The sequence below is a fragment of the Gilliamella sp. B14384G12 genome, from assembly GCF_016101825.1.
In the GTDB taxonomy this organism is placed as follows: domain Bacteria; phylum Pseudomonadota; class Gammaproteobacteria; order Enterobacterales; family Orbaceae; genus Gilliamella; species Gilliamella apicola_N.
Genome location: NZ_JACFPU010000002.1, coordinates 1 through 24581, shown reverse-complemented (window position 1 = coordinate 24581; position 24581 = coordinate 1). Strand labels below are relative to the sequence as shown.

The window sequence follows — 24581 nt, the reverse complement described above, 5'->3', positions numbered from 1 at the left end:
TTGAAATAAAAACTTCACTTATTTGGAGCATGCAAGAAATGCTTCAAAACGCTGTTATTAATCAAGCATCAAAGAAAACGACCGATTAATAGATCAACTAATCACCATTCAAAGGGGTGTGATAATATGAAAAATCTAACAAAAATTGCTGTATTCAGTAGTAAACATTATGACAAAGAGCATCTTGAAATTGCCAATAAAAAATTTGGTTTCGATATCGAATATTATGAACACAAACTAAGCCAAAAAACGGTGGTTACAGCGCAAGGATATGATGCAGTTTGTGTATTTGTTAATGATGAAGTTGATAAAAAAGTTTTACACAAATTGGCTGAATATGGCATAAAAATTCTAGCATTACGTTGTGCGGGATTCGATAATGTTGATCTTGCTGAGGCAAAAAAATTAGGTATTACCGTTGTGCGTGTACCCGCTTATTCACCAGAAGCGGTTGCTGAACATGCAGTTGCGTTAATGATGACTCTTAATCGCCGTACCCATAAGGCTTATCAACGCACACGCGATGCTAATTTTTCTTTAGATGGATTAACTGGCTTTAATATGCACAATCGCACTGCTGGCGTCATTGGTACAGGTAAAATTGGACAAGCAGCGATTCGCATCTTAAACGGTTTTGGCATGCATATTTTGGCTTATGACCCATATCCAAATGACATTGTTGTCGAACTTGGCGCACAATATGTCGAATTAGACGAACTTTATGCCAAATCGGATATCATCACATTGCATTGTCCAATGACACCAGAAAATTATCACTTACTGAATAAAGAATCTTTCCAAAAAATGAAAGATGGCGTCATGATTATTAATACCAGTCGAGGAGCATTACTGGATGCTACAGCCGCTATTGATGCATTAAAACAGACCAAAATTGGCGCTCTCGGTATGGATGTATATGAAAACGAACGCGATCTATTTTTTGAAGATAAATCAAACGATGTAATATTAGATGACGTATTTCGTCGCTTATCATCATGTCATAACGTTATCTTTACTGGACATCAGGCATTTTTAACTCAAGAAGCACTGTTAAATATTTCTGATACGACTTTAACGAATATTAAACAGGTTGTTGAAGGTAAAGATTGTCCAAATATTGTTGAAAAATAATAAATACTTTCTGACGTCAACGATTTTTTAATAACATAAAATATAGGTTTTATATGCAGCGAATCATCATTCTAATTAATATAATATTGTTGCTTACAGCTTGTAGTAGTGAGAAATCTTCAATATCGCCTATGCAAGAACATCGCGGACATCCTAATGTCGAAGGGGGTGTCTATTTAGAAGAACACAATCCTCCAAAAAACAACAGTGAACCGTTGGCTGTTGATCAAGAAAATTTTATTACCAGAATGGTCAATAAACATGGATTTAATCGTGAGCAATTACGCGAAGTGCTTTCGCAAACCAACAAACTTGACTGGGTAATTAATTTAATGGATAAGCAAGCGCCAACATCAGGTTCTTCTACAGTATCTAAACCTAATGGTGCATGGATCCGTTATAAAAACAAATTTATCACGCCAAGTAATTTACCTCGTGGGGTAGAATTTTGGAATAATTATAAAAAAGAGTTACAACAAGCGTATGATCAATATGGTGTACCACCTGAAATTATTGTGGGCATTATTGGTGTAGAAACGGGTTGGGGACGAGTGATGGGTAAAACCAAAATCATTGATGCACTCTCAACTCTTGCTTTCTATTATCCAAGACGAGCACAATACTTTACAGATGAGTTAGAGCACTTTTTAGTTATGTGCCGAGATGAAAGCGTTGACCCATTTGATCTGAGTGGATCATTCGCTGGGGCAATGGGATATGGTCAATTTATGCCATCAGCGTTCAGAAATCATGCTGTCGATTTTAACAATGATGGGCACATCGATCTGTGGGATCCGGTTGATGCAATCGGCAGTGTGGCCAACTACTTTAAAGCACATGGTTGGCAAAGTGGTAAAAAAGTCGCGGTTATCGCCGATGGGCAAGCGCTATCACTTGATACGGGTTTTAGTACAAAATACACCGTTGAAACGTTAGCTAGAGCAGGATTAAAACCGAAAAGTTCATTAGATGGCCATAATAAAGTCAGTTTACTGCGGTTGGATATGGGCGATAGATATCAATATTGGTATGGCTTACCAAACTTTTATGTCATCACTCGATACAATCATAGTACGCATTATGCTATGGCCGTATGGCAATTAGGCTTAGCGGTGAAAGAGGCGCGATAATGCCAAGCATATTTCGTAACTTAAACAAAAGGTCGCATCAGCGGCCTTTTTAATTATTTAAAATTGATACGGTATAGACTCCTGAATAATTTTTACAAGACTATCTGTTATATCAATATAATTAGTTAAAACTCTCTAAACTTCTCTATGATCACATGTTATAACTACCGCACACATCCTATTATGGCTGTATGGCAAAAAACTTAGCGGTGAAAGAGGCGTGATGATGCTTAGCATATTTCGTAATTTTAACAAAAGGTCGCATCAGTGACCTTTTTAATTGTTTTAAATTGAAACGGTATAAATTTCTGAATAATTTTTACAAAACTATCTGTTATATCAATATCATTAGTAAGAACTCTCTAAACTTCTCTGCGATCACATGTTATAACCACTGCACTCATTCTATTATGGCGGTATAGCAAAAACTTGACGGTGAAAGAGGCATGATAATGCCTAGCATATTCCGTAATCTAATTAAAAAATCGAATTAGCGACCTTTTTAATTGTTTTAAATTGAAACGGTATAGACTCCTGAATAATTTTTACAAAGTTATCTATTATATCGATATCATTAGTAAGAAACTCTCTAAACTTCTCCGTCATCACATGTTATAACCACTGCACTCATTCTATTATGGCGGTATGGCAAAAAACTTGACGGTGAAAGAGGCATGATAATGCCTAGCATATTCCGTAATCTAATTAAAAAATCGAATTAGCGGCCTTTTTAATTGTTTTAAATTGAAATGGTATAGACTCCTGAATAATTTTTACAAAGCTATCTGTTATATCAATATTATTAGTAAGAAACTCTCTAAACTTCTCCGTCATCACATGCTATAACCACTGCTCGCATCTTATGGCGGTATGGCAAAAACTTAGCGGTAAAAGAGGCACTAAGCCTAGCGTGTTTTTCTATCCAAACAAAAAGTCACTAATGCGATCTGTTTAAATATAAAAATTAACTCTTTCAAAAAACTTAAGAAGAGTAGGGGTGAACGTTAAGAAACAATAAGCTTTACTGCAAGCATTAATAAAAAAATACCGAAATAGGTAATCAGTTTATTTACTGATAATTTTTGCGAAATTTGCACACCGACTTTTGCCATAGGTATACTGGTGAGCATAATTGAAAATACCGCAGGTAAATAGATAAAACCTAAGCTATATTCAGGAAGTTCTTGGATATTCCAACCCGCAATAATGTAACCAATAGTGCCACCAAAAGCGACGGGTAAGGTGAATGCTGCTGATGTTCCAATTGCTTTACGCATATCGACTCCGCATTTTTTCAAAAACGGTACAACCAGTACACCGCCACCCACACCGACCAGCGCAGCAAAAACACCAATTAATGTACCAACAGCAATAAAAATACTGTTACCCAACGAAGTTACTTCAGATATTTGATTTTGTATCACTTTATTGGTTTTAAAAATAAATTTACTACCAACATAAATTAGAAAAACGATAAATAGCCATTTTAACCATATACCTGGAATATAAGGAGTCATGTAAGAACCGGCAATTGTATCGATAATACAACCTATCACCATCTTTTTTAGAATTGACCATTCAATATTTTTGTTTTTATTTTGAGTCCAACTTGATGATAAACTAGTGCCAATAATTGTCGCTAAGGATGAAGCTATAGCAATATGGTGAGTCCAATGGTTACCCAGATTGAAATAATTGAGCGAAAAAATTAGAGCCGGTACAATCAATGCTCCCCCACCAACGCCGAACATACCTGCAAGCAAACCAGCCGCAGCACCGATAATGAGGAAGATAACAAACTCAAAAATCATATTTTTAATCCTTAAGATGGGATAACGTCATTAGCCTGCCTATTTGTTTCAAAAATAAAAATCATAGCTAGCCAATTGATTGTAAATATGTTTCATTCTTGTTGCAAATAATTTGGTTATTCTATCCGAGTTGTTTAATATATAACGAGAAATCGATTAGCAAAGTAATTAACGTTAAGTTTTAATTGATTAACAAAGTAATCAGCTAAAAGATGACATAGTGCTTAAAAAATCTTATGTTATTTAGCCTAATTGATAAAAGTTTTAAGAGAAATTTAAATTGAAAGGAGTGAAAAATGAAAGATCGTTTAAAGTGGATTGATGATTTTGGTTTTTTAGGTGAAACCGCAAGTGGTCATTCATTAGTGATGGATGGCGGAATTGAGCATGGTGGGCGTAATCGTGGTGCTCGTCCTATGGAACTTTTATTGCACGGTGCTGCTGGTTGTATGGCGTATGACATTATCGCTATATTAAAAAATAAAAAAAAGGATGTGCGTGATCTTTGGATTGAAATTGATAAAACTCAGGCAGAATCTTCACCAAAAGTTTATACCACAATTAATTTTCATATCGTAATTACCGGTGTGAATGTGGATAACGAAGCGGTTGAAAATGCGATAAAACTTGCTTCTGAAAAATATTGTAGCGCCTCTATCATGTTAGGTAAGACAGCGAAAATGTCCTACACCTATGAAATACGTGTACATGAGTAAATATCTTCTTATAACAAAAAATTATAATCTAATAACTAGCTGATATTAGTGAGTTTTGCAGTAATCATTTAACATTTTATTTAATTGATAGATTGTTACAAAGGAATGATTATGCAACAGTTAAGTAAAAATATGCGATTTCGAGATATGGTTATTTTGGGATTGCTTTTTATTGGCCCTGCCGCACCGGTGGGTTTGTTTGGTGTTTTAGATGCGATAAGCGATGGTGCTATTGCTTTAGTTTATATTGTTGCAACTTTAGTGATGGCATTTACTGCTTATTCGTATGCCAGAATGGCGAATGCTTTACCTCATGCTGGGGCCGTTTATGCTTATTGTTCTTTAGGAATTCATCCTAATGCGGGTTTTTTAGTCGGTTGGCTATTACTTCTTGATTATATGTTTATTCCAGCCGTTGCTTACTTATTTAGTGGTATTTCACTCAATGCTTTAATACCTGATGTGCCAGTATGGCTATGGACTTGTTTGGCGGTAGTGTTAACAACTACGCTAAATTTAATTGGAGTAAAAAAATCTGCCAAAATTACTTTAATCATTTTATTGTTTGAAATCCTAGTACTGTTTGCGGTGTTATTGGTTGGTATTTGGATCATAGTGACTACGGATCTTAACCAAAATTGGTTACAACCTTTTATTGGTGGAGCAGCATTTACTTGGAGTAATCTATTTAGTGCCGTATCGATTGCTGTTTTATCCTATTTGGGATTTGATGCTATTGCCACTTTTTCGGAAGAAAATAGTGGTCAGCGCAACTTAGTTAGTAAGGCTATTATTACTTGTTTAATTCTAGCTGGTTGTCTATTTGTAATGCAGATTTACGTTGCATCCTTACTTTCTCCTTATGATTCTGAATATTTGCGTAATCATCCTGAACTACAAGGAAAAGCTTACTATCATATTGTCAATCAAGAGATTAATTTATGGTTGGGATGGGCATTAAGTTTAATGAAAGCGATTGGAGCATCATTTGCTGCAATGGTAGGGCAGGCTGCTGCAAGTCGTCTTTTATTCAGTATGGGACGTGATAAGCGCTTACCACCTTTTTTTGCCAAAGTGAGTCAGAAAAGCGGTGTTCCAACAATGGCAATCTTATTTGCAGCTCTATTTAATTTATGCTTAGTGATTATTGCTGCTAATAATGCTAAGGGATTACCGACGTTAGTATCATTTGTTGATATTGGAGCCTTAACCGCATTTATTATGTTACATATTTCAGTTATTGGTTACTTTAAATTCAAGAAAGCTTCAAAAGGAGCACTTTCATGGTGTCTTGATGTGTTTATACCTATTGTGGGTATTTTAGTGCTATTACCCGTGCTATTACACATTGATAATTATGCAAAAATTGTAGGTATTGTGTGGTTAGCAATCGGTTTGATAATTCTTTATTTTAATAGAGATAAAGCTCAATTAAATTGGTTAGATAAAGTTAAATATTAATTATCTGATTGAAATAATTTGAACTATTTGATTAATGGTATTAATTATATAACAATGCTTGTCCATTTTAACTCAATGTTATAACAAAATGATTTCAGAAATATTACGAGGGGCTTTAATTTCAGCCAGTTTAATTATTGCCATTGGTGCACAAAATCTATTTGTATTAAAACAGGGATTATTACGAAATCATATATTTTATGTTTCGGGGATCTGTTTTATCTGTGATTTTGTATTGATGTCAATTGGTATTCTTGGGGTTGGGACATTTATCAGTACTAATCCCTTAATTACGAATATATTAGCAATATTAGGTGCACTTTTTTTACTTTGGTATGGCTTTAAGGCGTTTAAAAGTGCAATTAAAGGTACCAGTAGTATGCAAGTTCAATCTCAAAACTCAAATGACAACAGTTTAGTCAAAGTGATTTTGGCAACATTGGCCATTACTTTACTTAATCCACACGTATATTTAGATACTGTCGTTATTGTTGGCGGTATTGCTGGAACGTTAAGCAGTGAACAAAAAATTGCTTTTCTGATTGGGGCTGTATGTGTTTCATTCATCTGGTTTTTCAGTATTGGTTATGGTGCAAGATTACTTACTCCTTTATTTAAACAAAAAAGAATGTGGGTGATTTTAGATTGTTTAGTTGGTCTGGTAATGTTTTATATTGCTTATCGTTTAATTATGTACGTATATTGTGATAATTAGGCTAAAACTATCTATTCTAAGCGCAATTTCAGTGAGTTACAGCATTAGCTAAAGCATATTGTGCCTTATTTTTGTTCTGATCTGTTTAAACTCTTTTCTCTTTTCTTTCTTTGTCAGATCACTTTTTTCCATAAATATTAAATAGATATATAAAATTGATGTTTTGTTGAAGTAATAACATAAAAAATGTGATTATTATCACAATTGTATCATTTAATTTTAATTGTTGATTTCTTATTTCTATGATTAATGCTAATTTATTGAGCATATTTTTGGATTGTTACTGTAAAACTTAACAAGTATGCAGGCAAAACCTAAGCACTTTGGTTAGCAAAGTGCTTAGGTTTTTGTTGTTTTAAGCGCACAAAAATTAGCTTAAATATAATAAGTTATTCAAGGAGTATAATATGAAATGTAAATCCATAAAGCTAGCATTGTTGATTAGCGCTGCACTTGTATCCAACACATTATGGGCAATTGAGCAGGTTAAAATTGAAAGCCAAGAATTAAAAATCATTACCGTTAATAATCTCAAATTTAAAGATATGAATAAAGATGGCAAACTAACGCCTTATGAAGATTGGCGTTTAACACCGGCTCAGCGCGCAAAAGATCTACTTGCTAGAATGACGCTTGAAGAAAAAGCAGGCATGATGATGCATGGCAATGCTCGAAGTTTAAATGATGAACTTGGTCATGGTGATAAATATAATTTAGAAGAGATCAAGGATCTAGTATTAAATGATAAAGTAAATAGTTTAATCACTCGTTTAGAAGTCAGCCCAGAAGATTTTGCACAACAAAATAATCAGTTGCAAAAAATTGCTGAACTATCACGCCTCTCTATTCCTTTAACTATCAGTGTCGATCCTCGAAATACATTCTATTATGGTAATGAAGTGACCAGTAAAAGTGGTTTTAGCCAATGGCCGGGTACATTAGGAATGGCTGCAATTGGCAGTGAAAAAGATATTAATGAATATGGCGATATTATTCGACAAGAATATCGATCTTTGGGAGTAACTCAAGCATTATCACCGATGGCCGATTTAGGTACTGAACCGCGTTGGGCTCGTTTTGAGGGTACCTTTGGCGAAAACCCTGAATTAAGTAAAAAGATGGTGCGCGGTTATATATCAGGCATGCAAAATGGTAAAAATGGATTAAATTCACAAAGTGTTTCTGCCGTTGTTAAACATTGGGTGGGGTATGGTGCTGCCGAAGAAGGGCTAGATAGCCATAGTTTTTATGGCAAATATGCTTTATTTACACAAAATGATAGTTTGAAACAGCATATTATTCCATTTACTGGTGCTTTTGAGGTGAATGTGGCCGCTATAATGCCGACATATTCCATATTGAAAAATGCTCAAATAAATAATCATGAAATCGATCCTGTTGGTGCAGGTTTTAATAATTATTTATTGAAAGATTTATTACGTGATACCTATAAATTTAAAGGTGTCATCATGAGTGATTGGAATATTACTAAAGATTGTAATGAAGTATGTATTAATGGATCACCTCAAGGTGTTGCACCTAAAGCAGAAGGAATGCCTTGGGGGGTTGAGGATCTAACAGTAGAAGAGCGTTTTATTAAAGCTATCCTAGCGGGTGTTCAACAATTTGGAGGCGTAAGCGACAGTTCAACTATTGTCTCGGCAGTTAAAAATAAAAAACTAGATGAGAAACTAATAGACAGTGCAGTATTGGCAATTTTGACGCAAAAATTTGCTTTAGGCCAATTTGAAACACCTTATAATGATCCAACTGAAGCAAGCAAATTTGTTGGCAATCAACAATTCCAACAAATTGCAAATAAGGCACAATTTAACTCAATGGTATTGCTTGAAAATGAACAACAAACTTTACCACTAGATACTAATAAAAAAGTTTATTTACATGGTTTTATGGCGGAGGCAAAAAATCAATTAAAAAATAAAGTGACTATTGTTGATGATATTGATGATGCTGATGTGGTGGTTGCACGTATTGATGCACCTTTTGAGCAAAACCATAAAAATTACTTTTTTGGTTTAAGACATCATGAAGGTTCACTTGCGTTTCCTGAAAAAGATAAAAATATTAAATTTATCGCCAAGGCAAGTAAAAAATGTCCTGTTATTGTAACAGTTTACTTAGATCGACCAGCCGTTCTTACACCGATAAAACAATATGCTAGCGCTATTGTGGCTAATTTTGGTGTAAATGATGAAGTGTTGTTTGAACGTTTGTTTGCGGATAAACCGTATAGCGCTAAAATGCCGTTTGCTTTACCTGATTCAATGGAAAGTGTACTTCAACAAGCTACTGATTTACCAAATGACATGAAATCTTTATATCCATTAGGTTATGGATTAACGCATTAATTTATCTTGTTAAATATTATTGCTATCTTAATGATGGCAATAATATTACTATCGACACCAGTTAGTATATCTTTTATTATTCTATTTTATAATCATCCAAACTATGAATTAAGGGCTTTTCAAATACGATTTTTGCTGTAATTAATATTCAATGGTAACGTATTCTTCACTCGTTTTTTTGCTGAAAGAGTTACAGGTTACACCTAGGTTTTAGTAAAAAAATAAATTTATTAAATCTCTATTTTACTTTCTTGTGATATATGATCTGACTTTAATATCAAAATTATTAGGCGTACCTATAATAATAGAAAATAGCGTTATAATTATTTTATGTTAATCACAACCACAATCATAATTACTTTTTTGTTTTTTAGCTGCTTGTTGCTTAGCAACAATCGCTGATACTTTTTTCGATACAATGGCCAATTGTTCTTTGGAATCAGAGTAGTTTTGTTCAGCTGCTTTAGCAAACCATTGTTTTGCTTTAAAATAGTCTTGTTTTACGCCTGTACCTTTATAATAAAGATTCGCTAAAGTATATTGGGCTATCACATTACCTTTTTTTGCCGATTTGGTATCCCACTTAATTCCTTGTGAATAATTTTGTTTAGTCCCTTGACCATTATAATAAAGTAAAGCAAGTTGATGTTGTGCTTCAATATGACCTTGATTGGCTGCTTTTTCGAACCACTCTTTAGCTTTAGTATAATCTGGTTGAGATTCATCGGGTTGCTCAAATTGTTTTTCAATACCCTTAAAATGACGCTTTTTAGTATGCGTACCATTGGCATACATAATACCTAAATGAAACTGAGCTTCAGCATTGTTTTGTTCAGTCGCTTTCTGATATTCTTGGTTAAAATCAAATAATATTTGTGAATTAGCACTGACAGAAATACTGAAACATAAACCTAATATCATTTTAGTAAAGAACTTAATCATACTTCATCCTACAGTAAATCATTCGTTGGCATGCTTTGGATTACCTGTTTTGTGTATATTGCCATATATTAGGTTAAAATATCATAAATAATATAAATATAATGGAAATCTCATTTAATTACACTTAAACATCTAGCCATTAAAAATTGAAAGATTTTTAATTAATTTGGTGTTATTGAATATCTTTGGAGAGTTCACACCCTTTTTGTAATCCATTTTTGCAAGCCAAGTCATAATACTTTTTGGCTTCATTAATATCTTGTGATACTGCTATTCCATTATAATACAATACGCCCATTAATAATTGTGCTTCAGGATTATTGGCTTTTAGCCCTTGTTTAAGTAGCTCTAATCCTTTAGGGTAGTTTTTTTTATTTGACAGATATATAGTTGCTAACGCTACTTGAGATTTTAGATGACCTTGATTAGCAGCTTTTTCAAACCAGAATTTCGCTTTATCTAAATCTTGTGGAACCACTTTACCTTCATAATATATTAAACCTAAATTATTTTGCGCTCTCACAAAGTTAGCCTGAGCGGCTTGTTCATAATACATTATTGCTTTTTTATAATCAGGTTTTACGCCTTCTCCTTTATTATACATAAGACCTAGATTATATTGAGATGTCGTATATCCTTGCTTGGCTGACGCTTCAAACCATTTTTTAGCTTGACTATAATCTTGGGTATAACCATTTTGCCCAAAATAGTAATTGGCACCTAAAGCAAATTGCGCTGCAGCATCCTGTAATACAGCTGCTTTTTTATATAACACATCTTTATCGTTATAAGTTTCAACCTCATTATAATCAGAATCAGAACTACAACCCGTCAACAAATTGATCATAATAAACGTCGATAATAATAACTTTTTCATAATATTTCCTAAATCATATCCTTTTGATATTGATATATTTTACATGATAACAAATTTAGGGTGTTAGTTGATTTATTGAGGATGGAGAAGTCAGAGTTATAAATGATTAATAGGGTATTTGCTATTTTAGCAACGTTTATCAAATGTTGGTGTTCTTGAAACTTAATTTTATTAAATAGAATTGATTTTAAGGGTTACATTTTGTAGAAAAATCAAGGTGTTAAATTTGATAATTTGAACAATCGTTTACATGCTCCTTTTGAGCTAATATTCTATGTTAATTAAAAATAGTTGCATATTAATTTATTGAATGTTGGTGTTTTTACTGTTTAATTTATTATCGTTCGTATTGATTTTCTAAAGGAGAAATAATTGGTAGATTTTAAGCTTGATTATTCGGCATATTATGTACCTTATCATTTCATAGCGCAGACATTTAATATTGTTCAGATTCATTACGAGTGGATTAGTTGAACGCTAGTATTCTTATAACTCAATATATTTAATTATTGTCTTTGATTGGTAAAACAGAGAATTAAAAAAGGTGGTGGGTCGTGAGCGATTCGAACGCTCGACAAACGGATTAAAAGTCCGCTGCTCTACCGACTGAGCTAACAACCCATATAGAAAACTGCTAAAAGTGGTGGGTGATACCGGGTTCGAACCAGTGACCCCCTCCTTGTAAGGGAGGTGCTCTCCCAACTGAGCTAATCACCCCAAGTGTTTTATTTCTAAAACGTCACGGTAAAGATTGGTGGGTGATACCGGGTTCGAACCAGTGACCCCCTCCTTGTAAGGGAGGTGCTCTCCCAACTGAGCTAATCACCCTTACCGTGTGGATGTGCATTATAAGGCACGTCTTATTTCAGTCAACCTTTTTTTTTAATTTTCTGCAAAATTAGCTTTGTTCGATTTAATTTTAAACGTTTTTTGGGTGATGAATCGCAAAAATACCTTTTATTTGTGTTTGCCTCAGTTGTTGTGACTATGATTTGTGGATAAAATTATTTTTATGAGCAGTTAATTGATGAAGATAATAGATAAATGTCGGGTCATAATTTATGTCGAACCCAAGGTTATACGATATAAGATAAGTCAATCTAATGGGCTATTAACGTTTTCTCCATTTGGCGATTTAATTGAATATGATTATCAAAATTTCAATGATATTGATATTTTTGTTGGTCAACTACAAGCTAAGTTACCCAAATATACCAAATATGAAATAAACCTTTCAGATAACTATATTCAATTAACAAAAGTGATGATGCCGGAGGTGAAATTGCAACCCAATGAAATTGCTTTATATATCGAAGCCTCGATCTATAAATTATTTGAGTTATCCGCTAAAAACGTCTTTTTTGATTTTAATTTTTTAACTGATAAACAGAACCAAAAGCAAATTATGATTGCCGTATGCGAGCGTGATTATGTTAATAGCTGGATTGAGCTATTTAAAAAAAATGAATGTTTAATCAATTTTATTGGTTGTTCAAGCGATAATAAAAGATTCAATTTTTTACCATGGCGACAAAGTCAATATAATAAGCAAAAACAGTATTTATCAATTGTAATAGTATGTTTGATGGGGGTGATGAGTTGTTTATTTTGTTATATGTGGAGGCAAGCCCAAACAAAATTAACCCGCTGTATAAATGACGTTTCACAGCAACAACTTATTGAGCAAAAGTTAAATGAGCAATTATCAACTTATCTGCCAAATCCTTCCGCGAGTCAAAGACAAATCGAGCAGTCATTAATATTAATTTCAGAACAATTACCTACTAATATTTGGTTAACTTCGTTTACTTATAAACCCGATAAAATAACAATTAAAGGGCATAGTTTTAACTATATTGAACTCACTAATTTTAATCTAAATCTTTTACAACATAAAAATGTCAGTAAAAGCCAAATCAAAACAATTATTAATAATAAACATAGTCTGTTTTTTGAAATGGATATTGACTTAAATGAACAGTGAGTTTTTAAATCGGCCATTTTGGCAACAATATTTAATCTGTATTTTGTTAACGATCGTTATTTTTATTATCGGTTATCTGTTTTTTATTTACGATATAAACAAACAATCAGACAAACAACAAAAATTATATCAAACTAAACAGCTACAAATTGAGTCATTACAATCAAGGCTTAAACATTATCAATTTGGGCAAAACCGTTCATTAATAATCATCAATCAAAACGAATTTGCTCAATATATTGAACGAAACAATTTAGTCCTAAACGCTTTCAAACATTATCAAACGGATGAAACAATAAATTGGGATATTGAACTTAATGGTGAATTTATAGATTTTATGAATTTAATTTCAGACCTTAATAAAGATTATTACTATTTGAATTTTCGAGATTTAAAGATGACTAAACAGGAATCTTATCTACAAATTATATTTACCTTATTATTTAAAAGGAAAATAGAGTGAAAGCAAACTTATTTATAATGGGTTGTTTATTGATTATCAGCTGTTTTAATGTTATCGCGGAGTTAAACTTTTATCGAGATCCATTTGTTGAACCAGCGCAAACGTCATGTAATGAACAGAAAGAAATATTATTAAAACAGATACAAGCTTGGCGATTCAAAGGTCTGATTCAACATAAAAGTCATTATTATCCGCAAATTTGGCTCTATTCTGAAAATCAGTGGCTTGCCATAAATCAAGAGGTTCAGTCTAAAGTTCTATTTCCCTGGTTTTTGCAATCTTGGCAAAATCATAAAATCGTGTGGCAAGCTAATTTGACAGATTATTGTCATGAAACGATTGAATGGACAATGTCATTAAATGAGTCATAAAGATATGCAAACAAAAAAGATGTCATCAATTCATCAATGTCAAAAGATATTGTCAAGGATAACAATGATCTGTTTGATCTCAATGAGCATCATGATAAGTACTGTTAGAGCTAACGAAAATCAGTTAAGTTTTAATTTGTCTTCAAATGTTGAACAACATGATAATGATCTTATTTCAATGAATTTTTATCAAACAGATATTGCCATTATTTTGCAAGCTTTAGCTGATTGTAAACAAATGAATCTTATTATGGGTGAGAATTTATCGATAAAACAAACCATTAAACTGCAAAATATAGATTGGCAAAAAGCATTAACCATTATTTTAGATTCGGCCAATTTACAAGCCACAATGGATGATAATATTCTATTTATTTCCAAAGCTATTGAACCAGAAATTTTAGAACAAAAAAAGCAATTGGAACTCAAACAACAAGAGCAAAAGCTGCCGCTTGAATCTTTGTCCATTGCGATTAATCATGCAGATCTTGCAAATTTAAATGAAACCATTCAGCAGCAAGGATTATTATCCGAACGGGGCAAAGTGATTATGGATAAACGAACCAATTCACTTATTATTATGGATTTACCAAAACAGTTTAAAGCGATTAACAATTTGATTAAGTCGATTGATAAACCAATGCCACAAGTACATATATCTGCACATATTGTAACAATGAGTAGTGAAAGTATGAATGAATTAGGTATTAAATGGGGTTATTCAGGGCGATCATCTCAATTGTTGAATAAGTTTGAAGTTGGGTTGGGTATTACTAACTCTACTTCTACCATAGGTTTCAATTTAGCTAAAATTTCTGGTAGTTTGCTTAATTTAGAACTATCAGCCTTAGAGTCTGAAAATCAAGTTGAAATTATTGCTAGTCCTAATTTATTAACATCCAACCAAAATATGGCATCAATAAAGCAAGGTACAGAAATACCTTATGAAGTTTCAAATGGTAATAATGGTGCAACATCAATTGAATTTAAGCAAGCCGTTTTAGGATTAGAAGTAACGCCAAAAATACTATCTGAAAATCAGATACTTTTAGATTTATATATTACTCAAAATACCGCTGGGCGCTCAATTAAACGAAGTGAGGGAGGGGAAGCATTGGCTATCGATACCCAAGAAATTAAAACACAAGTGAAAGTCAACAATGGCGAAACTATTGTTTTAGGTGGCATCTTTCAGCAAACTAACGATAATCTTAAACGAAACGTACCTAATGCGAGCGAGCTTCCGATTATTGGTAACTTATTTAAATATGAAGGTAAAAAACAGCAAAAAAAAGAACTTGTTATTTTTATCACACCACAATTAGTTGAGTAAATGCCATCAGAGTTGTATCATACAGAGTTTATTTTTCTATGGTTTACTTTGAAACTTAATTTACTGTTTCAATGTTTGGTTTTTTAGTCATCATCATTACAAATTATAAAAGTAGAGAATATTATGTTTCGTGTTGTAGCTTCTGATTTAGATGGTACTTTATTAACTCCTGAGCATTGCTTATCACCTTACACTAAACAAGTCCTTCAAGCTTTGCGTAAAAAAGATATTCATTTTGTGTTTGCAACAGGGCGACACCATATTGATGTGGCTCAAATGCGAGAAAACATGGAAATTGATGCTTTTATGATTACTTCCAATGGCGCTAGGGTGCATGATAGCTCTGGGAATCTAATCTTCGGCCAAAGTATTGATCCTGTTTTAGCATGTGAGGTAGCAAAAGAATGTTTTGATGATCCATTAGTATATACTCATGTCTACCGCGGTGATAATTGGCTTATTAATAAAGAAGATACTTATTCTTTAAGTTTTTTTAGAGATACAGATTTTACTTATGAATATTTTAATCCATCTGATTTTGAAGCCGACGATATTGCCAAAATTTACTTCACAACAAGTAGTGATTCATTACATCCACATTTAGCCGAAATAAAAAATAGGCTTGATAAAAAATATGGTAGTAAAATAAGCATCACATTTTCATCTTTAAACTGTCTTGAAATTATGGCTGAAAACGTATCAAAAGGCAGTGCGCTAAAAAGGGTCGTTGAAAAACTTGGTCTCGATCTAAAAGATAGCATTGCTTTTGGTGATGGTATGAATGATTTTGAGATGTTAAAAATGGCAGGAAAAGGTTGCATTATGCAAAATGCTAGTTTAGATTTACGTCAAAAACTACCTCAATTAGAGGTAATTGGTTCAAACGTTGATGATGCCGTACCTCACTATTTAAGTAATTTATTACTATAAATTAATCTAATTATATTTTATGACTCTAACTTTTGATAAAAAACTCGATACTCTGGGATTACGTTGCCCAGAGCCTATCATGCTGGTTCGAAAAGCTATGAGAGAACTGGGTATAGGACAAGTACTTTATTTGATCGCTGATGATTTTGCCACTACTCGTGATGTACCGAGTTTTTGCAGATATATGGATCATGAATTGCTTGCCTCACAAATAGAATCCAAACCTTATCAATATTGGATAAAAAAATCCCATTGATCTTTCAGATAAAAATTTCAGGTCAACAATACATTTTAGTGAGTTAACTTAATTTGATAGAGATAGTAACGTAAAGTACGCCAGTCGTTTGGAGAAAAATTATCCGACATTAAAAATAGGGTATGTTGTTTATTGGTTCTTCTTGATCGCAAATTTAAAATAATAATGTAACGAAGTATTAATGGATTGCGTCTTAAATACCACCGTTGATTATACCAATAGATCTGATTTATATAATGAAATAGTGCAAATTCTCCTTTGATTTTCTTGCAACAACTAATGCTTCGCCACCAGTCAATAATTAAGAACAATAAAATAATAAAAGTGTAGTTATTTAATAATGTATCGGAAAATTTTAATAAACATTCAACAATTATAATCAAATAACATATTGATAATATTATTATTTGTTGGCCGGATATGGTTAATTTAGTTCTCCACATAATAAAAACTTAGTTCAAATAAAACACAATTAATAGATGATGTTGTTAAAAATTGCTTAAAATTAAGCTAAATATGGGAGATAATACGCATAATTAAAGTAATTTTTTATGAGTGATTAATATATTTGCTCTATGACTAGAATATTAAATTCATCATATCAATGTTCATAAAAACTATGTGTTAAATTATTTGCGGGGTAACAGAAATTACTTTGTTGCCCTTACTTTTTCCTTTGAAAATTCAGCTAGGAATAATTTGTGATAATAATTAAAGTGTTAAAATTTTTTCTTAAGTTTTTTATCGGCTGTTTTCTATGTGCTTTAGTCATAGTAATTGCTGGTTATGCTTATTATTCAAAAGACTTGCCTGATGTTACAACCTTAAAAGATGTAAGGTTGCAAACACCACTGCAAATTTTGAGCAAAGATGGAGAACTCATCGCTATTTTTGGTGAACGTCGACGAACACCATTAAAATATAATGAAATCCCACCTGTTGTGGTTAATGCTGTGATTGCTACAGAAGATGCGAGATTTCATGAGCATTTTGGTATCGATCCGGTCGGGATTGTCCGAGCAATGTACATAGGTTTAAAGCAAAAAGGATTTTCGCAAGGTGGAAGCACTATAACCCAGCAGGTTGCAAAAAACTTTTTCTTAACACCAGAAAAGAGTATTTCACGAAAAGCGAAAGAAGTTATTTTAGCGATTCGTATGGAAAAAGAGCTAACTAAAGAAGAAATCATGACACTTTATTTAAATATGATTAACTTTGGTTCTAGAGCATATGGTGTTGCAGCTGCTTCTTATACTTTTTTTGGTAAGACCCCAGATCAGTTAACCATTGATGAAGCGGCACTATTAGCTGGTTTGCCAAATGCACCTTCAGCTTATAATCCTATTTCACACCCTGATCGTGCACTGACCAGACGTAACTGGGTTTTGGGTCGTATGCTGGATCAATCTTATATTACTCAATCACAATACAATGAAGCAATCAGTAAGCCAATTAATGTAAGTTATCATTCACCACAGATCGAATTTTCAGCCCCATATATTGCCGAAATGGCAAGGCAGTTTATGTATGATAAATTTGGTGAAAATGCTTATACTGATGGCTATAAAGTCTATACAACTATTTCTAAAAGAGATCAGTTAGCAGCCGAGCAAGCTGTGCAAAAAAATATTATTGATTATGATATAAGACATGGTTATCGTGGTCCTGAAAAAATATTATGGAAAGATAACGAGAAAGCATGGAATGATGAGCAAATTCAAAATACGTTAAAGAAATATACTTGTTATAGTGGTATGTGCCCTGGTGTTGTTATTCAATCTTCGGATCTCGAAGCAAATGTTGTTTTAACCGATAAATCTAAAATCGTTATTGCATTCCAAGATATGAAGTGGGCTCGACCATTTATTAGTGATACTAGACAAGGTTCTTTTCCGAAAAAAGTATCTGATACATTAAAACCAGGACAACTTATTTGGGTTAAGAAAACAAATGATAAATGGGCATTAGCACAAATTCCAGCTGTCAATGCTGCACTAGTTTCACTTGATTCTGACAATGGTGCTATCAAAGCAATTGTTGGCGGTTATGATTTTTATTTAAGTAAATTTAATCGTGCTACCCAAGCTCTTCGTCAATTAGGTTCAAATATTAAACCTTTTATTTATACAGCAACATTAGAAAAAGGTTTAACTATGGCTACACTACTCAATGATGCGCCTATTGTTCGCTCAACAGGTAGTGCGACTTGGCGACCTAAAAATTCCCCACCAAACTATGCTGGCCCATTACGTTTAAGAATTGGCTTGGGAATGTCTAAAAATGTAATGATGGTTAGAGCGCTGCGTGCAGTAGGAATTGAATATGTTGCGACTTATTTAGAGCGATTTGGATTCCCTAAAGAAAATATCTCACTTAATGAATCTTTAGCTTTAGGTTCTGCTTCGTTCACACCATTGCAAGTAGCAAGAGCTTATTCGGTGATTGTTAATGGTGGATATTTAATTTCGCCTTATTTAATTGAAAAAATCGAAGACAATAATGGTAGTGGTGTTATTTATCAACATCAACCTTTGATTGCTTGCAAAAATTGTACTGATGAGGTTATCAAAACAGAGTCAATGCCAGTATCCCTAAATAATGTAGAGAATGAAATAGACGAATCAGGTAATGAAGAACCTGAACAAGCTAACCTTAAATCAGATGATAATATGGTATTACCAAATATCAATCTGGATAATAAAGCAACGGATGTTACTCCAAAATATGCACCTCATACGATCGATAGTGGTTTAGCTTTTATTATGAAAGATGGACTTAGAACAATTGTCTTTGGCGGTTCTGATTGGCAAGGTACGGCTTGGCGCGTGAAAGCATTAGGTAGAAAAGATGTAGGGGGGAAAACCGGTACCACAAATTCATCAAAAGATGTTTGGTTTTCTGGCTATGGTGGCAATATTGTCACAACTGTATGGATGGGCTTTGATGATCATCGACGCAATTTAGGTCGAACTATTCGAGCGGAAGCAGGGGCAGTTACAGCCAATCCACTTTGGATTGATTATATGAAAATCGCCTTACAGGATGTACCTGTAAATGAAGATATTAAGCCGGACAATGTCATCTCTGTTACCATTGATCAAAAGACCGGGTTATTACCTCAATCAGGTTCTCAAACAATGTCGGAATACTTTATTAAAGGTACTGAACCAAAATCTTATGCAACTCAAGAAGTTGATACAAGTGTGACCGATTCCCAAGGTAACACACAAGAACTATTCTAGTAAGGTATTGAGTATGAATGGTTCTATAAGAATTATTGGTGGCAAATGGCGTGGACGTAAATTGGCAGTACTTGACAAACAAGGTTTACGCCCTACTACTGATAGAGTTAAAGAAACTCTTTATAATTGGTTAATGCCAGTTATTTATGATAGTGAATGTTTAGATTGTTTTTCGGGAAGTGGTTCATTAGGCTTTGAAGCTGCATCACGAGGTGCAAAAAGTGTAATATTACTAGAAAAAGATAAACAAGTTGCGCAGCTGCTTAATAAAAATAAACTACTTATTGCTTGCGATGCAATTGAGATTCATCACACTAATACGCTAATATGGCTTAATCAACCAGCTCAAAAACAGTTTGATATTGTGTTTATCGATCCACCATTTCATCAATCACTCGTTGCCCAAACGGTTAATCAGCTTGAAAATAATAATTGGCTGAAATCATCTGCATATATTTATATCGAAACAGAAAAAGACCATGAGCTAATGAGTTATATTCCTACTAATTGGCAATTACATCGAGAAAAAACCGTAGGCCAGGTTCACAGCTATCTTTTTATACGAGAAGAAAATTAATGTTTATATTTATTGGTAAATTTTTATATACCATAATGTGGTTATTTTTATTATTCAATCTGATTCACCCATACCCAAAACCTGCCAATATTGTTGCGTATTTTGGTTTGGCTGCTTTTACTCTAACTCATGGCTTGCAAGCCTATATGTTACAGTCAACAATGACGAATAAAGAGAAAGAAGAGGATAAATTTAAAGCACTTCGTCTTTTTATTTTTGGTGTATTTGAATCACTTAGCTGGAAAATTAAAAAATAACGATAAAAGTGGTTGCCAGATACAAAAAATTTTGTATAATGCTCCCACTTCTTTCGAAGTATTCCAATAAGCGGGAATAGCTCAGTTGGTAGAGCGCAACCTTGCCAAGGTTGAGGTCGCGAGTTCGAACCTCGTTTCCCGCTCCAATTCTTCATCTACAAATATTCAATATCGAATAAACATTCTTATAAAAGATCTAGCCTATCTACTTTTTAACGGAATTTGGTGAAACTAATCATCAATACATTATATATATGTAGTATCAATTATGTTGAAACTTAACATTTATATCTGACAAAAATTATTTTTAATTTTATAATTATATATCTTTTTTTTATCCCTCCAAATATTTCTATAATCTTAGATTAATTATCTTTAGTAACTTTAAAGTAATTAGTGTACAATTCTAAAAATTAAAAAAATGAAAGTAAATCAAATAAACTGTAAACTAGTAAATGAACGTTATTATTATGGAAATATCAGCAATTTTTACTCAAATAAAATCCACTGGAACTAAATTTGTAAAAAATGAATGTGGTGTGCATACGATAGAATATGCAATTATAATGTCAGGAATTACAATGGTAGTTTCAGTTATTTTTTTTGATGATGATGGCCCAGTTAAACATGCTTTAACTGAATTATTTGATAAATTAAAACATAAATTAAGTAGTATTATTTAAGTTTGTTTTTTTATTTTTCTAACTTATTATAAACATTAAAATGGATATAAATAACGTTTTGGAGATATGTTTAACCGTTTTGATATAACTATTTAAACTTATAATTTTTCACTTTCCTTTTTAGGTTATCTAATATTCAATATCTTTCTGTTATTTGTTTTCCCTTTTAACTGTTATTTTTTTCGATAAAAATAATTATCAGGTTATTAATAATAATTAATTATTAATACATTATGCTTTCATTATATTTCATATGAATTGTCAAATAATTAACAATAAATTTGTTTGTTATACTTTTCTTTTTATATTATTTATTAACATTATGTTTTAATTGTAAATTTTTTTTATAAAAAATTACAATTACATCTGGTAAATTTACATTAAACAGCATATAATTTGTTAACATTAAGTAAAGATATTTTTACAAAAAATTAAAATAATGTAAATATTAAGGAGAAAGTAATTATGGTGCATTTATCAGCAGTCCGTTCACTAGTAAGAAATTTTACAAGCAAATTCATAAAAAATGAACTTGGTGTAACAGCAATTGAATACGCAATCGTTGCCGCAGGTATTTCTTCTGTGGTTATAGTTATCTTTAATGGTACCGATGGTGCTGTTCATAATATGTTCGAGGATATATTTTTTGAATTAAAAGCTAAATTAGTTAATATTATTGTTAGTTAAAATACTTGATTACATAGCGATATAAACTACTCCTTCGTAAAGGAGTAGTTTATTGTTTTAAGTTAGTTTTTTATTGCGTTAAGTAATAAGATAAATCTTATAAATAATAAAATAGATATTAATAACAGTTAGTATAAAAGGATTAAGTCCTCTATATGTTATTTCAACATTGTATTTTCAGCTTTTTAAAATTAAATTGTTAGAAATGTTATGATTCATATCAATGTACCTCTTTTACCTCTCATGCAATTTAAAGAATTTAATGGTATATCAGCAAAATATTTTAATGAGTAAATTATTTTTATCTTTAAAATTGAGTGATGACTAAAATCTATTTATAAAAGGTTATAGTAGGTAACTTATTAACATATTAGTTATAAAGTCTTATTTTTATTTTTTTACATTATTGGTATTTTTTATTGGTTTGGTATAAAAATTTATTATAAAGTTCAGTTTATGCTGGCAAATTTACATTAAACTACATATAATGCGAAATATTCATGATAATAAATAGAAAAAATCATGAATATAAAATGTAAATATTAAAGGGGGAGTGTTATGATGTACTTATCAGCAGTTCGCGCACAATTTAAAAACTTTGCAAATAAGTTTATCAAAAATGAACGTGGTGTAACAGCAATTGAATATGCAATTGTTGCAGCAGGTGTTTCAGCAGTGATTTTGGTTATCTTTAACGGTACCGGTGGTCCTGTTCACGATATGCTAAATAACGTATTTAATACTTTAAGATTTAAATTAATTAGTATTATTTTTTAACAATACTTGATTACTATAGTGAAACAAACCACCCCTTTATAAAAGGGGGATTATTATTTAGGGTGGTTTGATATCACATCAAATTATAAAATAATCCATTGCAAATCATGCAGTAAATACAAATAACCGCATATACAATAAATTTTAGTTTAAAGTCTGGTTTATTTAGATATTATGGCAGCGTTTTAGCCTTTTAAGATTAGATTATTTTATTACTCATATCAGCATTACCTCTTTTACCTTTTATCTAATTTGAAAAATTTAATGATGTTTTAGTAAAAATATATTAATGAGTAAATTTTTTTAATATAACTAATTAAATAATAATATAAAATATCTTTATTAAAAAACTATAAATGGTTAACTGTTAACGTATGATTATAAAATTATCTCTTTCTTTTGGAGTCGTAATGGTATTTTTTATTGATTTGATATAAAAAAATTAAAATAAAATTGTATTTAATGCTGGTAAATTGATATTAAACCGCATATAATGTGAAAACTTTCTGATAAGAAAGCGAAAACAAATTAAATATAATGTAAATATTGAAGGAGAGAGTTATTATGATGTATTTATCAGCAGTTCGCGCACAATTTAAAAACTTTGCAAACAAATTTATCAAAAATGAACGCGGTGTAACTGCGATTGAATATGCAATCGTTGCAGCAGGTGTTTCAGCAGTGATTTTGGTTATCTTTAACGGTACCAGTGGTCCTGTTCACGATATGCTAACTGATGTATTTTCTACTTTACAAACTAAATTAAATGGCATTATACAATCATAATATTTGATTGTTATTGGTGATATAAACCACTTCTTTAAAAGGGGTGGTTTATTGTTTTTGGTGGTTTGTTATCATGTCAAATTATAAGATAACCCGTTGCAAATCATGCCGTAAATACAAATAACAGAATGATATATAATAAGTTTTAGTCTAAAGCCTCGTTTGTTTAAATATTGCATCTGCATCTGCATCTGCATCTTAGTCTTTTAATATCAGATTATTTTATTACTCATATCAGCATTACCTCTTTTACCTCTTATCCAATTTAAAATATTTAATGTTGTTTTAGTGAATTCTATTTTTCTAGTGTATAGGTATCTATTAACTTATTCATTGTAAACAATTCTCTTTTTGTGCTCACAATAGTTAAATTTTAATTAAATTAATATAAAAATCAGAATCACATTTGATGCTAGTAAGGTTACATTAGATTGCATATAATATGAAAACTTTCTAACAAGAAAGTGAAAATAATATTAAAAACAATGTAAAATTAAAGGAGAAAGTTATTATGATGTATTTATCAGCAGTTCGTGCGCAAGTAAAAAAATTTACAAATAAATTTAACAAAAATGAACGCGGTGTAACAGCAATTGAATATGCAATTGTTGCAGCAGGTGTTTCGGCAGTCATTTTTACTGTCTGTAGCAGCTATGGTGGCCCTGTTTACTTTATGATAAGTGATGTATTTACTTCTTTACAATCTAAATTAACTAACATTATACAATCATAATATTTGATTGTTATGGTGATATAAACCACCCCTTTAAAAGAGGTGGTTTATTATTTTTGGTTTTTTGTTATCATGTCAAATTATAAGATAACCCGTTGCTAATCATGGGGTAAATATAAATAACAGCATATACAATAAGTTTTAATCCAAAGCCTAATTTGTTTAGATATTGCGCCCGCTTTTTAGCCTTTTAAGATCAGATTATTTTATTACTCATATCAGCATTACCTCTTTTACCTTTTATCTAATTTGAAAAATTTAATGATGTTTTAGTAAAAATATATTAATGAGTAAATTGTTTTAATATAACTAATTAAATAATAATATAAAATATCTTTATTAAAAAACTA

Annotated in this window: 24 protein-coding genes and 4 tRNA genes; 21 read left to right on the top strand and 7 right to left on the bottom strand. The window is 31.8% G+C overall.

The features are described 5' to 3' along the window. Positions 1 to 126 precede the first annotated feature (126 nt). The gene (locus H3S73_RS02690) at positions 127 to 1131 is read left to right on the top strand and encodes a 2-hydroxyacid dehydrogenase (RefSeq protein WP_198235508.1); all 1005 of its coding nucleotides are present in this window, start codon (positions 127 to 129) and stop codon (positions 1129 to 1131) included. Positions 1132 to 1184: 53 nt separating this feature from the next. After that, positions 1185 to 2261: a lytic murein transglycosylase B gene (mltB, locus tag H3S73_RS02685; RefSeq protein WP_198235507.1), complete on the top strand. Its 1077-nt coding sequence runs from the start codon at positions 1185 to 1187 to the stop codon at positions 2259 to 2261. A gap of 1004 nt (positions 2262 to 3265) precedes the next feature. On the opposite strand, the gene H3S73_RS02680 is transcribed toward mltB, so the two are convergent. After that, on the bottom strand, positions 3266 to 4072 hold the full coding sequence (locus H3S73_RS02680) for a sulfite exporter TauE/SafE family protein (RefSeq protein ID WP_198235506.1): 807 nt from the start codon (positions 4070 to 4072) through the stop codon (positions 3266 to 3268). 296 nt (positions 4073 to 4368) lie between these two features. On the opposite strand from H3S73_RS02680, the gene H3S73_RS02675 reads away from it, so the two are divergent. The 4 genes from H3S73_RS02675 to H3S73_RS02660 all read left to right on the top strand — a co-directional run bounded on the left by H3S73_RS02675 (position 4369) and on the right by H3S73_RS02660 (position 9333). Then, entirely contained in the window at positions 4369 to 4788 is a 420-nt protein-coding gene (locus H3S73_RS02675; RefSeq protein WP_086309100.1) for an OsmC family protein, read from the top strand. Between the two features lie 111 nt (positions 4789 to 4899). Further along, the gene (locus tag H3S73_RS02670) at positions 4900 to 6249 is read left to right on the top strand and encodes an APC family permease (protein WP_198235505.1); all 1350 of its coding nucleotides are present in this window, start codon (positions 4900 to 4902) and stop codon (positions 6247 to 6249) included. Positions 6250 to 6340: 91 nt separating this feature from the next. Continuing rightward, the gene (locus H3S73_RS02665; RefSeq protein ID WP_370528771.1) at positions 6341 to 6964 is read left to right on the top strand and encodes a LysE/ArgO family amino acid transporter; all 624 of its coding nucleotides are present in this window, start codon (positions 6341 to 6343) and stop codon (positions 6962 to 6964) included. Between the two features lie 407 nt (positions 6965 to 7371). Beyond that, positions 7372 to 9333, top strand: a complete 1962-nt coding sequence (locus H3S73_RS02660) for a glycoside hydrolase family 3 protein (protein WP_198235503.1) — start codon at positions 7372 to 7374, stop codon at positions 9331 to 9333. 333 nt (positions 9334 to 9666) lie between these two features. Here H3S73_RS02660 and H3S73_RS02655 read toward each other — a convergent pair whose 3' ends face one another. The 5 genes from H3S73_RS02655 to H3S73_RS02635 all read right to left on the bottom strand — a co-directional run bounded on the left by H3S73_RS02655 (position 9667) and on the right by H3S73_RS02635 (position 11980). Then, positions 9667 to 10275, bottom strand: coding sequence for a tetratricopeptide repeat protein (locus H3S73_RS02655; protein WP_198235502.1), 609 nt, complete (start codon positions 10273 to 10275; stop codon positions 9667 to 9669). Between the two features lie 172 nt (positions 10276 to 10447). Further along, the gene (locus H3S73_RS02650; protein WP_086327466.1) at positions 10448 to 11152 is read right to left on the bottom strand and encodes a tetratricopeptide repeat protein; all 705 of its coding nucleotides are present in this window, start codon (positions 11150 to 11152) and stop codon (positions 10448 to 10450) included. Positions 11153 to 11697: 545 nt separating this feature from the next. Beyond that, positions 11698 to 11773 (bottom strand) — tRNA-Lys (locus H3S73_RS02645). A gap of 20 nt (positions 11774 to 11793) precedes the next feature. After that, positions 11794 to 11869, bottom strand: a tRNA-Val gene (locus H3S73_RS02640). 35 nt (positions 11870 to 11904) lie between these two features. Next, positions 11905 to 11980, bottom strand: a tRNA-Val gene (locus tag H3S73_RS02635). A 199-nt stretch (positions 11981 to 12179) separates the two neighbouring features. Between H3S73_RS02635 and H3S73_RS02630 the strand changes: the two genes are divergently transcribed. The 6 genes from H3S73_RS02630 (at position 12180) to tusA (ending at position 16489) form a co-directional block, all read left to right on the top strand. After that, on the top strand, positions 12180 to 13136 hold the full coding sequence (locus H3S73_RS02630) for a PilN domain-containing protein (protein WP_198235501.1): 957 nt from the start codon (positions 12180 to 12182) through the stop codon (positions 13134 to 13136). Further along, a complete protein-coding gene (locus H3S73_RS02625; RefSeq protein WP_198235500.1) occupies positions 13126 to 13599 on the top strand; it encodes a type II secretion system protein in 474 nt (157 codons plus the stop codon). Before H3S73_RS02630 ends, H3S73_RS02625 begins: the two co-directional genes overlap by 11 nt. After that, positions 13596 to 13970 (top strand): hypothetical protein, encoded by a 375-nt coding sequence (locus tag H3S73_RS02620; RefSeq protein WP_198235499.1) that lies wholly within the window; start codon positions 13596 to 13598, stop codon positions 13968 to 13970. The genes H3S73_RS02625 and H3S73_RS02620 overlap by 4 nt, the downstream gene beginning before the upstream one ends. Positions 13971 to 14034: 64 nt before the next feature. Beyond that, positions 14035 to 15303 carry a secretin N-terminal domain-containing protein gene (locus H3S73_RS02615; protein ID WP_198235498.1) on the top strand — a complete coding sequence of 423 codons (1269 nt, stop codon included), beginning with the start codon at positions 14035 to 14037 and terminating at the stop codon, positions 15301 to 15303. Positions 15304 to 15426: 123 nt separating this feature from the next. Beyond that, positions 15427 to 16233 (top strand): Cof-type HAD-IIB family hydrolase, encoded by an 807-nt coding sequence (locus H3S73_RS02610; protein ID WP_198235497.1) that lies wholly within the window; start codon positions 15427 to 15429, stop codon positions 16231 to 16233. A gap of 19 nt (positions 16234 to 16252) precedes the next feature. Next, a complete protein-coding gene (tusA, locus tag H3S73_RS02605; RefSeq protein WP_198235496.1) occupies positions 16253 to 16489 on the top strand; it encodes a sulfurtransferase TusA in 237 nt (78 codons plus the stop codon). A gap of 35 nt (positions 16490 to 16524) precedes the next feature. On the opposite strand, the gene H3S73_RS13955 is transcribed toward tusA, so the two are convergent. Next, entirely contained in the window at positions 16525 to 16932 is a 408-nt protein-coding gene (locus H3S73_RS13955; protein ID WP_198235495.1) for a protein YgfX, read from the bottom strand. Positions 16933 to 17199: 267 nt separating this feature from the next. Here H3S73_RS13955 and H3S73_RS02595 point away from each other — a divergent pair, with 267 nt between their 5' ends. From H3S73_RS02595 to H3S73_RS02555, 9 genes are all read left to right on the top strand, one after another. Then, complete coding sequence (locus tag H3S73_RS02595; RefSeq protein ID WP_370528770.1) at positions 17200 to 19731, top strand: penicillin-binding protein 1A; 2532 nt, start codon at positions 17200 to 17202, stop codon at positions 19729 to 19731. A 13-nt stretch (positions 19732 to 19744) separates the two neighbouring features. Continuing rightward, positions 19745 to 20308: a 16S rRNA (guanine(966)-N(2))-methyltransferase RsmD gene (gene rsmD / locus H3S73_RS02590; protein ID WP_198235493.1), complete on the top strand. Its 564-nt coding sequence runs from the start codon at positions 19745 to 19747 to the stop codon at positions 20306 to 20308. Next, positions 20308 to 20565, top strand: a complete 258-nt coding sequence (locus H3S73_RS02585) for a DUF1145 domain-containing protein (protein WP_086309111.1) — start codon at positions 20308 to 20310, stop codon at positions 20563 to 20565. The genes rsmD and H3S73_RS02585 overlap by 1 nt, the downstream gene beginning before the upstream one ends. A gap of 70 nt (positions 20566 to 20635) precedes the next feature. Continuing rightward, positions 20636 to 20711, top strand: a tRNA-Gly gene (locus tag H3S73_RS02580). A 324-nt stretch (positions 20712 to 21035) separates the two neighbouring features. After that, a complete protein-coding gene (locus tag H3S73_RS02575; protein ID WP_198228783.1) occupies positions 21036 to 21248 on the top strand; it encodes a Flp family type IVb pilin in 213 nt (70 codons plus the stop codon). A 465-nt stretch (positions 21249 to 21713) separates the two neighbouring features. After that, positions 21714 to 21935: a Flp family type IVb pilin gene (locus tag H3S73_RS02570; protein ID WP_198228784.1), complete on the top strand. Its 222-nt coding sequence runs from the start codon at positions 21714 to 21716 to the stop codon at positions 21933 to 21935. A 558-nt stretch (positions 21936 to 22493) separates the two neighbouring features. Beyond that, a complete protein-coding gene (locus H3S73_RS02565; RefSeq protein WP_198228785.1) occupies positions 22494 to 22712 on the top strand; it encodes a Flp family type IVb pilin in 219 nt (72 codons plus the stop codon). A 564-nt stretch (positions 22713 to 23276) separates the two neighbouring features. Then, the gene (locus H3S73_RS02560; protein WP_198235492.1) at positions 23277 to 23498 is read left to right on the top strand and encodes a Flp family type IVb pilin; all 222 of its coding nucleotides are present in this window, start codon (positions 23277 to 23279) and stop codon (positions 23496 to 23498) included. A 511-nt stretch (positions 23499 to 24009) separates the two neighbouring features. Further along, positions 24010 to 24231, top strand: coding sequence for a Flp family type IVb pilin (locus H3S73_RS02555; RefSeq protein ID WP_198229211.1), 222 nt, complete (start codon positions 24010 to 24012; stop codon positions 24229 to 24231). Positions 24232 to 24581: the final 350 nt, after the last annotated feature.